At 66.2% G+C, this 16,001-nt stretch carries 14 protein-coding genes; 10 read left to right on the top strand and 4 right to left on the bottom strand.

The genetic code is table 11. The annotated features are described in order from the left end of the window. Positions 1-22: 22 nt before the first annotated feature. Positions 23-1,585 carry a DUF3999 domain-containing protein gene (locus tag B0G80_RS02780; protein ID WP_116116899.1) on the bottom strand — a complete coding sequence of 521 codons (1,563 nt, stop codon included), beginning with the start codon at positions 1,583-1,585 and terminating at the stop codon, positions 23-25. Next, complete coding sequence (locus B0G80_RS02775) at positions 1,582-5,004, bottom strand: DUF2339 domain-containing protein (RefSeq protein WP_116116898.1); 3,423 nt, start codon at positions 5,002-5,004, stop codon at positions 1,582-1,584. The genes B0G80_RS02780 and B0G80_RS02775 overlap by 4 nt, the downstream gene beginning before the upstream one ends. Positions 5,005-5,296: 292 nt before the next feature. On the opposite strand from B0G80_RS02775, the gene B0G80_RS02770 reads away from it, so the two are divergent. Then, on the top strand, positions 5,297-5,572 hold the full coding sequence (locus tag B0G80_RS02770) for a hypothetical protein (protein WP_116116897.1): 276 nt from the start codon (positions 5,297-5,299) through the stop codon (positions 5,570-5,572). A 16-nt stretch (positions 5,573-5,588) separates the two neighbouring features. On the opposite strand, the gene B0G80_RS02765 is transcribed toward B0G80_RS02770, so the two are convergent. Together B0G80_RS02765 and B0G80_RS02760 are read right to left on the bottom strand one after the other, a co-directional pair. Next, the gene (locus B0G80_RS02765; protein WP_116116896.1) at positions 5,589-6,266 is read right to left on the bottom strand and encodes an alpha/beta hydrolase; all 678 of its coding nucleotides are present in this window, start codon (positions 6,264-6,266) and stop codon (positions 5,589-5,591) included. A gap of 95 nt (positions 6,267-6,361) precedes the next feature. Continuing rightward, complete coding sequence (locus B0G80_RS02760; RefSeq protein WP_116116895.1) at positions 6,362-7,330, bottom strand: LysR substrate-binding domain-containing protein; 969 nt, start codon at positions 7,328-7,330, stop codon at positions 6,362-6,364. 157 nt (positions 7,331-7,487) lie between these two features. Here B0G80_RS02760 and B0G80_RS02755 point away from each other — a divergent pair, with 157 nt between their 5' ends. The 9 genes from B0G80_RS02755 to B0G80_RS02715 all read left to right on the top strand — a co-directional run bounded on the left by B0G80_RS02755 (position 7,488) and on the right by B0G80_RS02715 (position 15,921). Beyond that, entirely contained in the window at positions 7,488-8,555 is a 1,068-nt protein-coding gene (locus B0G80_RS02755; protein ID WP_116116894.1) for an ABC transporter substrate-binding protein, read from the top strand. Between the two features lie 105 nt (positions 8,556-8,660). Next, on the top strand, positions 8,661-9,740 hold the full coding sequence (locus B0G80_RS02750) for an ABC transporter ATP-binding protein (protein WP_116116893.1): 1,080 nt from the start codon (positions 8,661-8,663) through the stop codon (positions 9,738-9,740). Continuing rightward, complete coding sequence (locus B0G80_RS02745) at positions 9,727-10,599, top strand: ABC transporter permease (RefSeq protein WP_012432905.1); 873 nt, start codon at positions 9,727-9,729, stop codon at positions 10,597-10,599. The genes B0G80_RS02750 and B0G80_RS02745 overlap by 14 nt, the downstream gene beginning before the upstream one ends. Before the next feature lie 15 nt (positions 10,600-10,614). Next, entirely contained in the window at positions 10,615-11,412 is a 798-nt protein-coding gene (locus B0G80_RS02740) for an ABC transporter permease (protein ID WP_116116892.1), read from the top strand. Then, on the top strand, positions 11,409-12,545 hold the full coding sequence (locus tag B0G80_RS02735) for an FAD-binding oxidoreductase (RefSeq protein WP_116116891.1): 1,137 nt from the start codon (positions 11,409-11,411) through the stop codon (positions 12,543-12,545). Before B0G80_RS02740 ends, B0G80_RS02735 begins: the two co-directional genes overlap by 4 nt. Positions 12,546-12,552: 7 nt before the next feature. After that, positions 12,553-12,933, top strand: a complete 381-nt coding sequence (locus tag B0G80_RS02730; RefSeq protein ID WP_116116890.1) for a (2Fe-2S)-binding protein — start codon at positions 12,553-12,555, stop codon at positions 12,931-12,933. After that, positions 12,923-14,329: an NAD(P)/FAD-dependent oxidoreductase gene (locus tag B0G80_RS02725; RefSeq protein ID WP_116116889.1), complete on the top strand. Its 1,407-nt coding sequence runs from the start codon at positions 12,923-12,925 to the stop codon at positions 14,327-14,329. The genes B0G80_RS02730 and B0G80_RS02725 overlap by 11 nt, the downstream gene beginning before the upstream one ends. Beyond that, positions 14,322-15,494, top strand: a complete 1,173-nt coding sequence (locus tag B0G80_RS02720) for an FAD-binding oxidoreductase (protein WP_116116888.1) — start codon at positions 14,322-14,324, stop codon at positions 15,492-15,494. Before B0G80_RS02725 ends, B0G80_RS02720 begins: the two co-directional genes overlap by 8 nt. A 73-nt stretch (positions 15,495-15,567) precedes the next feature. After that, positions 15,568-15,921, top strand: a complete 354-nt coding sequence (locus B0G80_RS02715) for a RidA family protein (RefSeq protein ID WP_116116887.1) — start codon at positions 15,568-15,570, stop codon at positions 15,919-15,921. Positions 15,922-16,001: the final 80 nt, after the last annotated feature.

Here is a 16,001-nt window from a genome sequence, read left to right as displayed (position 1 = left end):
CGCGCCGTAGGCGGCGCTGAATTCAGCGCTTGCCTTCGCCCTGCCCGTCGGCGTCGCCCGCGGTGGGCGCCGGGTTGGACGCACTAGCTGCCGCGCCCGCGGTGGATGCGGGGTTGGACACACTACCCGCCGCGCCCGCGCGGCCGGATTCCACCGCCGCACCCGCAGCGCCCGTCGCCGGCACACCCGCAACGTCAGCTCCCGCAGACGCGCCGGGCCCAGCACCCGGCGCACCGCCCGCCGGCACACGAGCACCGCGTGCGAGCCGCCACGCGATCGCTGCAAGCGCACCCACGGCCAGCAGCAATGCCGCCCATAGTAAATAGCGGCGCATCGCATCCGGATCCCTCGCGGACTGCGCCCTCGCGGCCTGCTCGGGTGAGAGCGCCTCACCCAGGCGCGCCGTCGCGGGGACGGTTGAGGCGCCCATCAACAGATCGTCCCGGCTCGCCGCCGACGACACCGTCGTCGCGCTACCCACCGCGAGGGTGAACGGCGCGGTCCCACGCGCGACGAACGTCAGGATCGCCGGGCGCCAGCCCGCGGCGACGGTCAGTGTGCCGCTGCCGAGTCCGCCGTTGCGCGGGTCGACCACTACACGCCACTGACGATCCGTGTCGGGCGTCAATTCGAGCGAAGGATTGCTTTGCTCCACCTCGCCGTTGTGCAAGCGGAACAATGTCGCGCCCGCCACTTCGCGCCACGGCGTATCGAGGCCCGTGCGCGAATAGACGAGCGCAGGCGCAACGGTATTCGGCTGAGGCAGATTCAGGCGCAACCGGTCGACGGGATACGGGCCGCCGGTACTGAAAAAATACTCGCCGGGTTTCGGTCCCGCGTGAGCGACGATGCCTTCGCGCCATGCCCGCTCCGCGCGCTGCGCGGCGTCGGCGGCAAGCGGCTGAATCTCCATGTCCAGCGACTCGACATACGGCGTGCCGTCGAGCCAGCGCAAACGCAGGTAGCGCGCGCGATTGCCGTCCAGTTCGATCCGGTCCTGACTCAGCGTGCTGCCGTTGTAGCTGACCTTCAGCAGTTGCGCATCGCCAGCGGGTTGCCAGTGACGCAAATCGTCGCTCGATTCGACCGTGACGCGCCCCTGGTAATTGTCGTCGCGCAGATGCACGAGCAACGCGGTCACCCGGCTTGCATGCGACGCGCGTCCGAGGTCGATCAGGTCCGTGTCGTGTTGCGCGCGGGACGGTGGCGCCGAGGTCGCGCGCAGCGAACCGTCGGCGGCGATCGTCACGCCGAGCGGTGCGGCGGAACTGCTGGCGGCCGCGGGCGGCAACGGAAACCAGCGGACCGGACGCAGCGTGGGCGGCGTGCGCGGCGGCTCGCGCGGCGCATCGAGCGAATACGGTACGGGTTCGCCCGTGCCGTTGAAGACACGCACGTCGCCGAGATCGTGACGCTGGCTCGCCGCGTAGACGGCGGCCGGCAGCGTCACGCTGTAGTACGCGGCGCCTTCTTCGAGTTGCAGCGCGAAATGCTGCGCGAAGTCGTCGGCGGCGATGGCGGGCGCGGACGCCCACATCGCCGCGATCGCGAAACACCAGCCGGTGAATGTAAAGGCACGCTTCATTGCTTGGATTCCACGACCAGAGCCTTGGGCGGTAACGGTGAGAAGTAGCCGATCAGCAACAACATCAAACCGATGCCGATAAACGAAACGATCCGCTCGATCCCGGTCACGTGAGACAGATCGAACAGGAACAGCTTGACCACGGTCGCCGCCAGCAGCGCGCCGCCGATGAACCAGAACATCCGGCTCGCACGGCGTGTCGCCCAGATCATCATGGCAAGCGCGCACACCGTCCAGAATACCGATATTGAAGCCTGTACGAGCATCGAATGTGACATGGTCTCGAACTCGTACGGCACGCCGGTCCAATGATGCAACGTACGCAGCAGCATCGCGTTCAGCCAGACGAATCCGGTCGCGCCGGCCGCTACTTGCAACGGCACCCGATATTCGCCGATCGGCACGCCGAGCCGATGAATCCGCATGAGCCAGAACGCCGCCAGCGCGAACACCACCGCCTGCACCAGGTCGAGCGGATTGAGCAACGGCAGACGCGCCCATGCGCCGCCGTCTTGCGTCAGGTTCGCGAAGAACGTCCATATCCACATCACCAGCACGAGCGGCGTCGACGCGATCGCGCACAACCGCACGATACTGTCGCGCCGCGCGAGCCACAACCCCGCAAAAGCAAACGCGCTCCAGCCGACCAGAAACACCTGCTGCAGACTGAACGAGGCGAGCACCGCATCGACGTCGTACGCCGTGTGAAACCGATGATGCAGCGTGCGCAACAGCAGCGCATTGAACCACAGGAACAGCGTGGCGAGTGCCAGATAGTCGAACGCTCGCGGATGCCATTGCACACCCAGCGCACGCAGTCTGCGCAGCCACACAGCGCCGGCGACGAACGCGAGAATCTGGGCGACATCGAGCGGATTGAGGATCGGCAGCCACACGAGCGGCGCGGCGCTGCCGTCGCTCGTCACACTTGCGATACTCCACGCCCACAGCAGCACGGCGAGCGGCGCGGCGGCCCACACCTGATACGCCCGCATGAAGCGCGCGACCGGCCAGCGCAGACGGTGCCCGGCGCCCGCCAGCAACAGCAGCGGCACACCGAAGCCATATGCCCACGCGCTCCAGCTCCATGCGCCTTCGGGCACGTAAGCCCGCAAAGCCCAATAGCCTTCGAGCACGGCAAGCGCGCCGGCCGTCCAGAACATCAGCGTATGCAGCGGCGCGAGCACGATATCGCTGACGTCGCGCTGCTGGCGCCACAGCAATCCGTACGCCGAGAGTGCGGCGAGCGCGCCAACCAGCCAGCCGTAGCCGCTCACCGGCGCCATACCTAACGTGAAAAGCTCGACGGTGAGGAGCGCGAGAACCGGCACGAACGCCAGCGCCGGCAATTCGGCGAGCGGCCAGCGCAGCGCGCGGCGCGCGCCGTGAGCCAACCACGCTGTCAGCACGGCGAAGAGCGCGACGGCGGCCGTCTCGAAACGACCGTGTTCTACGGCAGGACGAGCGCTCACGTACGCATGGATTTCGGACAGGCCGCCGAAGGTCCACCACGACAAACCCCACACGCTGGCGACGAGGCCGATCCGCGGCATCCACACGTGCCACTCGCCTGCTTCGCTGCGGCCGTGCAAACGCCATCCCGTGAAAATGCCCGCGAGCGCGATCAGCACGGACGCGATGTAGGCACCGTTCAGGACCGGCAAGACGCTCGCGTCGTGAGTCTGCGCGATCGTGCCGACCGCGTAGGCGCCCGCCGCGGCCAGTTGCAGCAGCAGGCCGAAGCCGAACGCGCTCAGGCGCCGCTGACGCACGGCGAGCCAGCTGATCGCGGCGCCTTCGATGGCCCAGGTCGCGCTCGTCGTCGGTCCGGTGAATGCGAGCGGCACGGCGAGCGTGGCAAAGATCACCGCCAGCGCGAGCACGGCCTCGAACATCATGCCGAGGCGTTCCCGGCGCCGCGAGAGCCAGCCCGCGATCGCGAGGTAGAAGGCGGCCAGCGCCACCGCGCTCCATGCCAGCCCGAACCCTGTGTTCTTCATCAACGCGGCTTGCAGGCCGATCGCCACCAGCGGCGTGCCGAACACCAGCGTGCCGTCGATGTAATGCTTGAGGGCGATTTCGCGCCGTACCGCGTAGAGCAGCGCGATGCCGACGTACATCAGGAAAAACAGGATCAGGAACGGCTCGGTGCTGGCGAGCAACTCGGGGCGGTAAGCTATCGCGCCCCACGCGGCGCCGATCGAAAACGTGAACACGAAGCCGAGCAGATTGAGCGGGCGCCACGCCTTGAACCAGGCGATCGCGAAGATGCCGGCATTGAGCAGCGCGTAGTAGCTGAACAGCATGACGTGACTGCCGCCGCCCGTCGACAGCAATATCGGCGCGAGAAAACCGCCCGCGCTGCCCATGAAGGCCAGCGACGAAGCGTTCTGCCGGACCGCCAGGAATGCACTGAGCGCGCAGATCGCGACCATCAGCGGAAAGGCCGCGCCCGCCGGCAGCAAGTGATACAGCCGCGTGGCCGCGAAGACGGTCAGATACAGCGCGCCGACGCCGCCGCCTTGCAGCACCAGCCCATACGCGCTGCGTCGCTCGCCGATGCGCCAGCCGAGCACGATCAAGGCGGTCGCGGCGAGCGCCACACCGGCGAGACGGAATTCGATCGGCAGCAGGCTGTTATCGGCGGCGTATTTGAGCAGGAAGGCGATGCCGAAAAACAGCACGATGATGCCGACCCGCACGACCGTGTTGCCACCTAGAAGCCAGTCGCGGCCCGCTTTGAAGATGCGCTCGGTGAGACCAGGGCCGCGAGGAGTCGCGGGTGGTGAAGATGGAACGGGGGGCTGCGACGCGGACGCTGTCGCGGAAACAGGTTGTGCGGCCGGGGCGACTGCAGCGGCGCCGGGTACGCCGAGGGCAATTGGTACGTCTGCTGCGCCACGAGCGCCTGTCGCGCCGTCCGCGCTCGCTGCATGCCGAGCGGCCGGCGCCATCGCTTCGGCGCCTGTCGATGAGCGCGCGGCGGCGAGTGGCGTCGCCCGCACCTCGGGCGGCGGACTTACCGTCCGCTCATCGGCAGGCGGGATCGCATAAGGACTTGACGCGGCATCCGACGGCGACCGCCTGAACGCCGCCGTGTCGCCGACCTGCGCATCAGCATCCGTCGCGCCCTCGACGCCGCCCGCTCGCAACTGACGAATCTCGCCGCGCAACGCGACGATCTCCCGCTCGAGCCGCTCGACGCGCGCCGCCAGTTCGCCGGGAGTATTCCAGCTGTCAGTGGCGGCCGGTTTGGCCGCGGACGGCGTCGCGGCATCCGCGGACTTCTTTTGCCGCAGACGCGCAAACGCAAAACCAGCCACCGCACCCAGCAATGCGCCGAGGCTGATCGAGAAATCGTTCGACAAGGCAGCCAGCATGCCGACCACCGCGCCGAGCCCAGTCAATATCACGCTCATCGCAGTCCTCTTTTTTATTGTGTTCTGTAGCGAGATTTATTTAATGATGCACCGATTAATCCCCGGGTATTGCGCAAACGATACGGGCGAAAATCGGCGCGCAGAATACCATGTAAATCGCGCTTTCGAGCCAACAATAAAGTGAATGGCGCCTATGCAAAAATGCTTGATGATTTTTCCGATGACATAGAGCCGCGTATCGGCGTCCGCTCACGGCAAGCGGCCAACCATGTCAAAATTCGCCACCGGCCGTCGGGCCATCCTCTCCCACATTTCATCCAAGGAAGTTGCAGTGGACATCAACAAACAGGTCGCGGCCCTCACCGCTTCGGAACTTCAGACGGCCGGCGCGAGCCAGGCCACGGCGATTGCGGTCAGCGTGCTGCTGCGCCATCTGCGTTCGCCTGAGCTGGCGAAGCTGTTGTCGTCGGCGTTCGAAAATCATCAGGCGGTCATGCTGCAAACGCCGTGGCCCGAGCCGATGCTGCAGGCGTTCGAGTCGACCCGCCGGTTTCTCGAAGGCGCCGCGCAAGCGGACCTGCCCGGCACGCAAACGCCGGACGCCTGAGCGCGGCCGGGCTGTTTCAGGTAGACGCGAGCAGCGCGCGGAGCCAGGCGCGCAGCGCCGATATCTCTTCCGCGCATACCGAATGCGGCATCGGATACGCGCTCCAGTCGACCTTGCAGCCTCGCGTGATCGCAAAGTCGCGCGCGGCCTCCCCTAACGGGATCGGCAACACGTCGTCATACATGCCATGCGCGGCAAATATAGGCGTATCACGGTTCGCGGCGCTGAAACGGCTGTCGATAAAGCCCGTCGACGGCACATAACCCGACAGCACGATCAACCCGGCAAGCGTCTCAGGATGCGTCAGCCCCGCCGAATAGGTCATCGCACCGCCTTGCGAAAAACCCGCGAGAAAGATGTTCGAAGTGGGAATGCCGCGCCGGTTCTGCGCGTCGATCAATTGCCGCACGGTTGCGCAAGACGATTCGATACCCGCTTCGTCAATCTGCTCATTGATGTTCTGAAACGAGCGGATGTCATACCACGCGCGCATTACGTAGCCGTTATTCGCGGTAACGGCAATCTCCGGCGCGTTGGGAAACACGAAGCGCACGGCAGGCGCATTGCCGAGACGCAGTTCGGGCACGAGCGGCACGAAGTCGTTGGCATCGGCGCCGAGACCGTGCATCAGGATCACGGCAAACGTGGGATTCGGCGCGCTTTCAATTTCAATGGTGCGTGGTTGCTCGGTCATGTATCGCGATTACCCGGTTTCAGAAAACGTTCAGAGGATCGGAAAGAGTACCAGCAGGATGTACCGGCAGGCGAGACAAGGCGCCCCTGGCATCTTCAAAGCCTGTCCCCTCCCGCCTCGGCCCGCGACCCCGCGCGCCCGCGTCCGGCCCGACTCCGCGCCGGCGCCACGACCTCGGCGAGCAGTTCCTCATGCAGTTCCCGCAAGACCTCGACAAACGCCGACGCCAGCCGCTCCCGCGGCCTGTGCGGAGGAAACAGCAGATAGGTCTGAAAGCGCGTGGCCGGCAGGAACGGGCGAATCACGATTTCCGGCCCGGCGAAGTCGCGCGCGACGATCGGATGCGCGAGCGTCACGCCCATACCGTGGCGGACCATCTCGCAGCACATCGCCGCGTATTGCGCCTCGATCGACATGACGCGCTGCACGCCCGCGCGCTGGAACACTTCGTCCATCAAGGTGCGCGTGCCGTCGCCGTGACACAGCGAAATGAACGGCTCGCCTTCCAGATCCTCCGGCTTGATACTGCGCTTCGCCGCCAGCCGATGCGCCGCCGGCATCACGCAAACGGCAGCCACGTCCGATAGCTGTTCGACCTCGCAATCGGATGCCTCGCTGACATACACCGCCACACCCAGATCGCAGAACTGCAAGGCCGTCCAATGATTGACCGTGCCCGACGTATTCACGTGCAGCGACACGGTGACATCCGGAAACCGCGCGACAAAACGCTTGATGGCGTGCGGCACCAGCGTCATGCCCGCGGACGGCATCGCCGCGATGCGCAGACGGCCGCTGCCGAGATTGCGAATCTGCGCCGCGGCATTCGCGAGGCCCTGCAAGCCGACAAACGCGCGCTCCACTTCGCGAAAGAACGCTTCGCCCTCGCTCGTGGGAATCAGCCGCACGCCGCTGCGCTGAAAGAGTTGCAGCCCCGTATCGCGCTCGAGTTGCGCGATCAGACGGCTCACGTTCGGCTGCGACGTGAAGAGCGCCTTGGCCGCGGCGGTCATCGACCCCGACACCATCACCGCGCGAAACGCCTCGATGTGCTTGAGATTCATCCGTATTCTCCTTTAGATAACACCCTTCAATCCATATCATCCATGCATGGATAGGTATTTTATTCGTATTGGACGGCATGACTAGCCGGCGCGACACTGCATTCCAACGACGGGCAGCGAAGCCCGCGTCCCCACACCGGAACTGGAGATCGTCGTCATGAAAAGAGCGTTGCATCGCCGCCTGTCCGCCTCGTCCCACCCCGCCTTCGCGGCGCTTCTCGCCGCTTCCGCCCTCGCCGCTCCGCTCCTCGCGCAGGCCGACACCACGCTCTATGTCGCCAACGTCGGCGGCTCGAACGAGCAGCTCTACCGGCAGAAAATCATCCCGCCGTTCGAGAAGGCGCATAACGTCAAGATCGTCTACGTCGCCGGCAATTCGAGCGATACGCTTGCCAAGCTGCAGGCGCAGAAAGGCCATCAGCAGATCAACGTCGCGGTGATGGACGACGGCCCCATGTACCAGGCGATGCAGCTCAACCTGTGCGCGAAGCTCGACGACGCGCCCGTGATGAAGGACGTCTACCCGCTCGCGAAGATCGGGCCGAGCGCGATCGGCGTCGGCATGGTGGCGACCGGCATCGGCTACAACGAGGAGGCCTTCAAGAAGGCCGGCCTGCCGCCGCCCGACTCGTGGAAGGCGCTCACCGACAGCCGCATCAAGGGCAAACTCGGCGTGCCGCCCATCACCAATACGTACGGCCTGCATACGCTCGTGATGCTCGCGCGCCTTTCCGGCGGTGGTGAAAAGAACATCGACCCCGGCTTCGCCGCGATGACCAAACAGGTCGCGCCGAACGTGCTGTCCTGGGCGCCGACGCCCGGCGAGATGGACGGCCAGATGCAGTCCGGCGACGTGATCCTCGCGCCATACGGCAGCGGCCGCGCGGTCGCCTTGCAGAACACCGGCTTCCCGCTCAAGTTCATATACCCGAAGGAAGGCGCGGTCGCGTTGCAGGTGGCGGCGTGCGCGATTGCGGAGAACGCGCAGCCGCAGTTGTCGCAACAGTTCGTGCAATACCTGTTGAGCCCGGAAGTGCAGGTCTTGCAGGCCCAAGGCATCGGACTGGGTCCGGTCAACAAGACCGTGAAGCTCACGCCCGAGATCGCCGCGCGCGTGCCCTATGGTCCCGAGCAGATCTCGAAGCTGACCGCGATGGACTGGACCACGATCAACCAGCACCGGACCGAATGGACCGAGCGCTGGAACCGTTCGGTCGAACGCTGAAGTGCGGCACCCAGTGAGGCACCAAACGCGGACCCAAGCGCGGCATCAAGCGCGGCACCAGCGGGTTCCTCGCGCGACGCGCGATCTGATGAAGGAGCGAGGCGCATGGCCTTCCTGACTCTGCAAGGCATCTCGAAACGCTACGGCGATTTTACGGCGGTCGATCAACTCGATCTCGCGGTCGAACGCGGCGAATTGCTGTCGCTGCTCGGACCCTCCGGCTGCGGCAAGACCACCACGCTGCAAATGGTCGCGGGCTTCGTCACGCCGAGCACCGGCCGCATTCTGCTCGATGGCCGCGACATCACCAGCGAACGTCCCGAGAAGCGCGGCATCGGCGTGGTGTTCCAGAGCTATGCGCTGTTTCCGCACATGACGGTGGCGGGCAACGTCGGCTTCGGGCTCGAGATGCGCAAGGTCAAACGCAAGGAGCGCGACGAGCGCGTCGCCGAAGCGCTTTCCCTCGTGCGCCTGAAAGGCCTCGGCCACCGCTATCCGAAGGAACTGTCGGGCGGTCAGCGGCAGCGTGTGGCGATTGCGCGCGCCATCGCCATGCAGCCGGAACTGCTGCTGCTCGACGAACCGATGTCCAACCTCGACGCCAAGCTGCGCGAAGAGATGCACATCGAACTGCGCGCGATCCAGAAGCGCCTCGGCATCACGACGATACTCGTCACGCACGATCAGGTCGAAGCGATGACCATGAGCGACCGCATCGCGGTGATGCATCGCGGCGCGATTGCGCAACTCAGCACGCCGTATGACGCGTACGAGCGCCCCGCCACACCGTTTGCTTCGACGTTTCTCGGCCGCACCAACGCGCTTTCGGGCGAAGTGCTGCGCCGCAATCCGCGCTGCGCGGAAGTCGCCGTCGCCGGCACGACGCTGCATGTGCCGCACGAAGGCCGTCATGTCGACGGCACGGTGAACGTTTATATCCGCCCGGAAAAGGTTCATCTGGCCAATGGCGAGGCCCGCCTGCGCGGCCGCATCGCGACGCGCGTGTTCGTCGGCAATCAGTGGCTGCTCGAAGTGGACACCGAACTCGGCAAGCTGCGCGTCGCGCAGCCGAACCACGGCGCGCCGCCGCCCGAGGAAGGCCAGGAAGTCGGCCTCGCATGGACCGACGACGACCTGCGCGTGCTCACGCAAGACACTCCGGAGAGCGCTCATGGCCACGCTTGACGACGCCCGTCCCGGCGCCGCGCCGTGGCTGCTGTCGGGGCCCGCGCTGCTGCTGTTCGTCGGCCTGTTGTTAGTGCCGCTCCTGCTCACGCTGATGCTGTCGTTCCGCGTGTTCAGCGATACGGCCGGCGTCACCGCCGCCTATACGCTCGCGAACTATTGGGAAGTGGTTAGCGATCCGTACTACGGCACGATCTTTCTGCGCACCGCCGGGCTCGCCTTCGCCGTCACGCTGCTGTCCATCGTGCTCGGAGTGCCGGAGACCATCGTGCTCGCGCGTATGAAGCGGCCATGGCAGTCGCTGTGTCTGCTGGTCGTGCTCGGTCCGCTGCTCATCTCCGTGGTGGTGCGCACGCTCGGCTGGCAGATCCTGCTCGGCAACAACGGCGTGCTGAACAACCTGCTCCAGGCGCTGCATGTGACCGACGAACCCATCCGTCTCGTCTTCACGATGACCGGCATGATCATCGCGCTCACGCATGTGCTGGTGCCCTTCATGGTGATGTCGGTGTGGGCGACCATGCAGAAACTCGACCCGCAAGTAGAATGGGCCGGCCGCTCGCTCGGCGGCTCGCCGTTCGCGGTGTTTCGCCGCGTAGTGCTGCCGCAGATCATGCCGGGCGTGCTGTCGGGCTCGATCATCGTGTTCGCCTTGTCGGCATCGGCGTTCGCCACGCCGGCGCTGATCGGCGGCCGGCGCCTCAAGGTGGTCGCCACCGCCGCTTACGACGAGTTCCTCGGCACGCTCAACTGGCCGCTCGGCGCTAGCATCGCCGTGCTGCTGCTGATCGCCAACGTGGCGATCGTGATGGGCTGCAGCCGCCTCGCCGAGCGCCGCTTCCAGCACATCTTCGATTGAGCGGGGAGAGCGATCATGAAACAGAACGGCATTCTCGGGCTCGTCTACAACGCATTCTTTCTGACCTTCATCCTCGCGCCGCTCGTGGTGGTGATGATGGTGGCCTTCACTAACAAAGGCTTTATCTCGATGCCTTTCGATGGCGCGTCGCTGCGCTGGTTCCGCGCGATCATCGAAAACGGCGACATCGTCGCGGCGTTCTGGCTGTCGGTGCGGCTCGCGTTCGCGGCGGCGAGCATCGGCGTGCTGCTCGCGGTGCCCGCCGCGCTGGCGATCGCGCGCTATCGCTTCCCGGGCCGCGCCGCGCTCACCAGCTTCTTCCTCTCGCCGATGATGATTCCCGCGGTCGTGCTCGGCATCGCGTTCCTGCGCTTTCTGTCGCTGCTGCATCTGTCGGGCTCGTTCTGGTCGCTGGTCTGCGCGCACGTGATCATCGTGCTGCCGTATGCGTTGCGGCTCGCGCTGTCGTCGGCCGTCGGGCTCGATCGCGATGCCGAGCGCGCCGCGCTCTCCTGCGGCGCGAGCCGCTTCACCGCGTTTCGCCGCGTGGTCCTGCCGATGATCCGCACCGGCGTGGCGGGCGGCTGGGTGCTCTCGTTCATCCAGAGTTTCGACGAACTGACCATGACCATCTTCGTCGCAACGCCGGGCACGACCACGCTGCCCGTGGCCATGTACAACCAGATCGCGCAGACGATCGATCCGCTGGTCGCTTCGGTGTCGGCGGTGCTGATCGTCGGCACGGTCCTTCTGATGATCCTGCTCGACCGCATGGTCGGACTGGATCGCATTCTGATCGGAGAAACCCGATGACATTGACTAGCACCGCCAGCCCCGACGTGCTGGTGCTCGGCGGCGGCCTCGTCGGTTCGGCCGTGGCCTACGGGCTCGCCCGCGAAGGCGCGCGCGTCACCGTGCTCGACGAGGACGACGGCGGCCTGCGCGCGGCGCGCGGCAATTTCGGCCTCGTCTGGATTCAGGGCAAGGGCTACGGCCTGTCGCCTTATGCACGCTGGTCGCGCAGTTCGGCCGCGCGCTGGCCGGGACTCGCGCAGGCGCTGCTGGACGAAACCGGCGTGGACGTGGCGTTGCGCCAGCCGGGTGGCTTTCACTTCTGCTTCAACGACAGCGAACTCGCTGAACGCGACAAGCGCCTCTCGACGCTGCAAGCCGAACTGGGCGATTACCCCTACCAGATGCTCGATGCCGCCGAAGTCCGCGCGCGCATTCCGCACATCGGCCCGGCGGTGATCGGCGCGAGCTATTCGCCAATGGACGGTCACGTCAATCCGCTCAAGTTGCTGCGCGGTCTGCATACCGCCATGCAGGCGCGAGGCGTGCGGCTCGTGTCGGGCGAACGCGCCGAGCGCATCGAGCCGCAAGCACAGGGCTTCGTCGTGCACGGCAGACGCGAGACGTATCGCGCGTCGCGCGTGGTGCTCGCCGCGGGACTCGGCAATCGCGCGCTCGCGCCGTTCGTCGGACTCGACGCACCGGTCGCGCCCAATCGCGGGCAAGTGCTGGTGAGCGAACGCGTCGCGCGCTTTCTCGACTATCCGACGCTCAACGTGCGCCAGACCGATGAGGGCAGTGTGCAGTTCGGCGATTCCATGGAAGAAGTCGGCTTCAACGATTTCACCACCACGCACGTGCTGGCCGACATCGCCCGGCGCGGCGTGCGCGCCTTCCCGATGTTGCAGCACGTACGGCTCGTGCGCATGTGGGCCGCGTTGCGCGTCTATAGCCCCGACGGCTTTCCGATCTACGACCACTCCGCGGCGCACCCCGGCGCGTTCGTCGTGACCTGCCATAGCGGCGTGACACTGGCGGCCGCGCATGCGCTGCGCGTCGCGCCGTGGATCATGGGCGCGCCGATGCCCGACGAACTGCCCCATTTTTCCGCGCGCCGCTTCGAGCACGCCGGTGAACTGACTCCCGCTCATTGAATCCGACATGACTACCCAATCGACTCACACGCTATTCAAGCCGCTGCCGGGCGCGCAAGGCGCGGCCGCCACGCACGTCGCCATCTGGTTCAACGACCGGCCGTTGTCCGTGCCGGGCGGTTGCTCGGTCGCGGCGGCCTTGCTTGCCGCGGGCGTATCGCGCTTTCGCGCGACGCCCGTCTCCGGCGCAGCGCGCGCTCCCTTCTGCATGATGGGCGCGTGCTTCGACTGCCTCGTCGAGATCGACGGCATGCCGAGCCGTCAGGCCTGCATGGTCGAAGTCAAAGCCGGCATGCGCATCCGCTCGCAGGAAGGCGCGCGCGATCTGCCGCCGTTGGGCGCGACTGCCCCGACCGACGCACCGCTGGAGAATGCCCATGAGCGCTGATTTCGCTTCCGAAGCCGTCGACGTCGTCGTGATCGGCGCCGGTCCCGCCGGCATGAGCGCGGCGACGCGCGCGGCGCGCGCCGGCCTCTCAACGGTGCTGATCGACGAACAGGACGCCGTGGGCGGCCAGATCTATCGCGCCATCGGCCGCGCCGACGCTCGCCGCAAGGAGATTCTCGGGCCGGACTACGCGGCCGGCGCCGCCATCGCCGAAGCGTTCGCCGCTTCCGGCGCGCGGCACTTGACCCAAGCGACGGTATGGCAAGTCACGCGCGAGCGCGGCGTCAATTATCTGCGGGACGGCAAGATCGGCAGCTTCGACGCGCAACGCGTGATTCTCGCCAGCGGCGCGCTGGAGCGGCCCTTTCCGATTCCCGGCTGGACGCTGCCCGGCGTGCTGACAGCGGGCGCGGCGCAAATCCTGTTGAAGAGCGCGGGCGAAGTACCCGCGGCGGCGCCGGTGCTCGCCGGCTGCGGGCCGCTGTTGTATCTGCTCGGCTGGCAATACGTGCGCGCCGGCGTGCCGATCCGCGCGCTGGTCGATACCACGCGCCATGAAGACCGCTGGCGCGCGAAGCGTCATGCGTTGGCGGCGCTGCGCGCGTGGCCGTTCCTGAGCAAAGGCTTGCAACTGATTCGCACGCTGCGCGAAGCGAACGTGCCGATCTTCGAGGCCGCCGACAATCTGCGTGTGGAAGCGCGCATCGGTACGGATCATGTCGAGCGTGCGGCCGCGCTGCACTTCACGACGCAAGGCACCGCGCATCGTATTGAAGCCGATGTGATCCTGCTGCATCAGGGCGTCGTGCCGAACACGCAATTCACGCAGGCGCTGCGCGCCACGCACCGCTGGGACGACGCACAACTGTGCTTCACTCCGAAAGTGGACGCGTGGGGTGAACTGGACGTGCCCGGCATCTTCGTCGCGGGCGATGGCGCGGGCATCGGCGGCGCGCAGGCGGCGGCCTTGCAGGGCGCGCTCGCGGGTCTCGCGGCGGCCGCGCAGCTCGGCGCGCTGACGGCCGAGGTACGCGATGCCGAAGCCGTCGCACATCGCCGCATGCTCGCGGGCGTCATGCGCATCCGGCCGTTTCTCGACAGCCTGTATCGTCCGCGCGACATCAACCGCATTCCGCGCGACGAGACTATCGTCTGCCGTTGCGAGGAAGTGACCGCGGGCGAGTTGCGCAAGTTCGTCGAACTCGGCTGCGTCGGACCGAATCAGGCGAAGTCGTTCGGACGCTGCGGCATGGGTCCGTGTCAGGGACGCATGTGCGGTCTCACGGTGACCGAAGTCATCGCCGATGCGCGCCGCGTCTCGCCCGCCGAAGTCGGCTACTACCGCATCCGTCCACCGATCAAGCCGCTCACGCTTGGAGAACTCGCCGGTGAGTGACACGACCGACATCCAGGAAGCCGATGTGCTCGTGGTCGGTGGCGGCCTGCACGGCACGAGCAGCGCATTCCATCTGGCGCGGCGCGGTGCGAAGGTAATCGTGCTCGAAGCCGACTACGTGGCGCGTCATGCGTCGGGCGTGAACGCGGGCGGCGTGCGCACGCTGGGCCGCCCGTTGCCCGAGATTCCGCTCGCGCTGATGTCGCGGGAAATCTGGCACGGCATGAGCGATCTGCTCGGCGAGAACGGCGGCTTCGTGGCATCCGGCCAGTTGAAGATCGCCGAAACCGATGACGAACTGGACGCTTGCCGCCAGCGCGTCGCGCAGCTCGAATCGCATGGATTCACGCACGAGAAAGTGATAGATCGCGACACCGTGCTCGAACTCGAACCGGCGCTCGCGCGGCATGTCACCGGCGGCATCTGGGTCGAGCGCGACGGTTACGCGCTGCCATATCGAACCACGACGGCATTCCGGCTCGCCGCACAGCGGCTCGGCGCACGTTTTCTGGAAGGCACGCCGGTGCGGCGCATCGAGCAGCGCGGCACGAAATGGTTCGCCGTCACGCCGCACGACACGTTCAGCGCGAACCAGTTGCTCGTCACTGCGGGCGCATGGTCCGGCGAGTTGGCGAAGCAGGTCGGCGAGAGCGTGCCGGTGCATCCCGAAGGTTTGATGCTGATGGTCACGCATCGTGTGGCGCCCTTCTGCCGCGCGACGCTCGGCGCAACAGGCCGGCCGTTGTCCTTCAAGCAGTTCGACAACGGCACGGTGGTGATCGGCGGCAAACTGATCGGCATTGCCGATCTGGCGAATCGTCACGGCGAAGTCGATTTCGCCCGCCTCGTGCGCAGCGCGCGAACGGTGACGGATCTGTTTCCCCATCTGCGCGATCTCGGCGTGAATCGCGCGTGGGCCGGTGTCGAAGCTTTTACGGAAGATGAACTGCCAGTCATTTCCGCGAGCCGTCAGGCGTCGAATCTGTATTACTCGTTCGGCTACTGCGGCAGCGGCTTCCAACTCGGGCCGGGTTGCGGCCAACTCGTGTCCGAACTGATGCTGGACGGCAAGCCCTCGCTTTCGCTCGATGCGTTTGCCATCGATCGTTTTGGCCGCACAGCGGCGGCTTCCCGCCCTGGCGCTTCGCATCTCGTTACGCACTAACCGATTTTTCCGTCGCGCCCTTCAGTCGATCCGCGCGGCGGCTTCGTTCGCCTTTTCAAATGGAGAGATTGTCATGACCGATATCGTTCGTATCGACACCAACCAACGTATGAGCCGCGTCGTCAAAGCCGGCGGCCTCGTGTTCGTCGGCGGCCAGACTTCCGCCGATCACACCCCGGACGTGAAACTCCAGACCGCGAAGGTGCTGGAAAAAATCGACGGCTATCTGGAGAAGGCCGGCATCGACAAGACGCGCCTCGTTTCCGCACAAGTCTGGCTCGCGGACATTGGCCGCGATTTCGCCGGCATGAACGAGGTGTGGGACGCGTGGGTACCGCAAGGTCACGCACCGGCGCGCGCGACGGTGCAAGCGAAGCTTGCCGCGCCCGAGCTGCTCGTCGAGATCGCGGTCGTGGCGCTGGGTTGAGTAGCGCAGTTAGCGCAACCGCGCAGTGCTGATCGCGGCGTGTCGATGCGTTGCCATCTAATCCATCAGGTTGGCAAGCG

This window comes from Paraburkholderia sp. BL6669N2, assembly GCF_003387275.1.
Taxonomy (GTDB): Bacteria; Pseudomonadota; Gammaproteobacteria; order Burkholderiales; family Burkholderiaceae; genus Paraburkholderia.
The sequence above is the reverse complement of the archived record's forward strand: the minus strand, read 5'-3'. Positions and strand labels throughout refer to the sequence as shown.

Bases quoted from the DNA above. Each gene is read 5' to 3' on its own strand.
- B0G80_RS02780 (WP_116116899.1), bottom strand. From the start codon at position 1,585: ATGAAGCGTGCCTTTACATTCACCGGCTGGTGTTTCGCGATCGCGGCG.
- B0G80_RS02775 (WP_116116898.1), bottom strand. From the start codon at position 5,004: ATGAGCGTGATATTGACTGGGCTCGGCGCGGTGGTCGGCATGCTGGCT.
- B0G80_RS02765 (WP_116116896.1), bottom strand. From the start codon at position 6,266: ATGACCGAGCAACCACGCACCATTGAAATTGAAAGCGCGCCGAATCCC.
- B0G80_RS02760 (WP_116116895.1), bottom strand. From the start codon at position 7,330: ATGAATCTCAAGCACATCGAGGCGTTTCGCGCGGTGATGGTGTCGGGG.
- B0G80_RS02755 (WP_116116894.1), top strand. From the start codon at position 7,488: ATGAAAAGAGCGTTGCATCGCCGCCTGTCCGCCTCGTCCCACCCCGCC.
- B0G80_RS02750 (WP_116116893.1), top strand. From the start codon at position 8,661: ATGGCCTTCCTGACTCTGCAAGGCATCTCGAAACGCTACGGCGATTTT.
- B0G80_RS02745 (WP_012432905.1), top strand. From the start codon at position 9,727: ATGGCCACGCTTGACGACGCCCGTCCCGGCGCCGCGCCGTGGCTGCTG.
- B0G80_RS02740 (WP_116116892.1), top strand. From the start codon at position 10,615: ATGAAACAGAACGGCATTCTCGGGCTCGTCTACAACGCATTCTTTCTG.
- B0G80_RS02735 (WP_116116891.1), top strand. From the start codon at position 11,409: ATGACATTGACTAGCACCGCCAGCCCCGACGTGCTGGTGCTCGGCGGC.
- B0G80_RS02730 (WP_116116890.1), top strand. From the start codon at position 12,553: ATGACTACCCAATCGACTCACACGCTATTCAAGCCGCTGCCGGGCGCG.
- B0G80_RS02725 (WP_116116889.1), top strand. From the start codon at position 12,923: ATGAGCGCTGATTTCGCTTCCGAAGCCGTCGACGTCGTCGTGATCGGC.
- B0G80_RS02715 (WP_116116887.1), top strand. From the start codon at position 15,568: ATGACCGATATCGTTCGTATCGACACCAACCAACGTATGAGCCGCGTC.